Origin of the sequence: Lactiplantibacillus xiangfangensis, from assembly GCF_001438845.1 — a bacterium.
GTDB classification, from domain to species: Bacteria; Bacillota; Bacilli; order Lactobacillales; family Lactobacillaceae; genus Lactiplantibacillus; species Lactiplantibacillus xiangfangensis.
Genome location: NZ_JQCL01000002.1, coordinates 1 through 1,030 on the forward strand (window position 1 = coordinate 1; position 1,030 = coordinate 1,030).

Genomic DNA, 1,030 nt, shown 5'->3' on the forward strand with positions numbered 1-1,030 from the left:
ATACTGATTTAATAGGATTTATCGTGTGGCTAATTTGTTCTTGCAATTTGGGGTTTGAATTCTTTGTCGTAACGAGTTGGCATGTAAAAATCCCTTCCTTTTGAGAGATGATTTATTCATTATACCCTCTCTTAAAAGTTGTCTCAGGAATCAGCTTACATCCAGAGTTTTATATTCCTGGTTATCAACGACCATATGCATGGCAAGTGGCGCAATGTGAAAAATTAATTGATGATATAAAAAACCACCAAGAAAACTTTGACAAAACTAGCCAAGATAATTACTTTTTTGGAACTATCTTAATTGCTCAAGAATCAGGAGAAAAACATGAAACTACATTAATAGATGGTCAACAGCGAACCACGACCTTTATGCTCCTACTGAAAGCTTTACTTATAAAAATTAATGACGAACTTAGTAAGCTATCAGATGATTCATCAGATGATGCAAAATTAAAAGACAGATTGTCTAATCTAAAGCGCAAAATTATTTTGATGCTTTAAACAGAAACGTGGATATTGAACACATTATGCCTCAAAGTGGCATAAATCGGGAGAATATTATAAAAGATGCTGGTTTAAGTGGCAAGGAAGAATTTTACAAATATAGGGAAAAGTTGGGGAATAAGATCCCATTAGAGTCCGAAATTAATCGGGGAATTGGTGATGCTTGGTTTAGAACAAAAAAGGAAAATAGCATTACTAGTCATCATGGATATAGGGAAAGTAAATATCAAATTGCAAGTTCCCTTGTTAATTATCCTAAGGATACTTGGACCAAAGAAGATATTGATATGGCTACTGAAAAGGCTGCAGAGAGAATTATAAAGTTCATATTCGAATAATCTTGTTGCACTTACATTTATTAACTCGCTCAAATCATTCATAACTTCAATAAAATTTGGTAGATTGCAAATTTAATCCGAATTTTTGAACAAATTGGTCAGCATAACCTGATACGGTGTTTTCCAGTCAAGTATTTTAAGCGGTCGCTGGTTAATTTGGAGTAACGTCGTCGTTAAATCTTGAGC

At 33.6% G+C, this 1,030-nt stretch carries 2 protein-coding genes and 1 pseudogene; 2 read left to right on the top strand and 1 reads right to left on the bottom strand.

Annotated elements, in window-relative coordinates; genetic code table 11:
* The first annotated feature begins 107 nt into the window (after positions 1-107).
* Positions 108-503 carry a DUF262 domain-containing protein gene (locus tag IV64_RS14600; RefSeq protein WP_057705159.1) on the top strand — a complete coding sequence of 132 codons (396 nt, stop codon included), beginning with the start codon at positions 108-110 and terminating at the stop codon, positions 501-503.
* A gap of 8 nt (positions 504-511) precedes the next feature.
* Positions 512-844 (top strand): HNH endonuclease family protein, encoded by a 333-nt coding sequence (locus IV64_RS14605; protein ID WP_237051179.1) that lies wholly within the window; start codon positions 512-514, stop codon positions 842-844.
* A gap of 72 nt (positions 845-916) precedes the next feature.
* Here the strand turns inward: IV64_RS14605 and IV64_RS14240 are convergent.
* Positions 917-1,030, bottom strand: a pseudogene (locus IV64_RS14240) (IS30 family transposase); the annotation flags it as partial.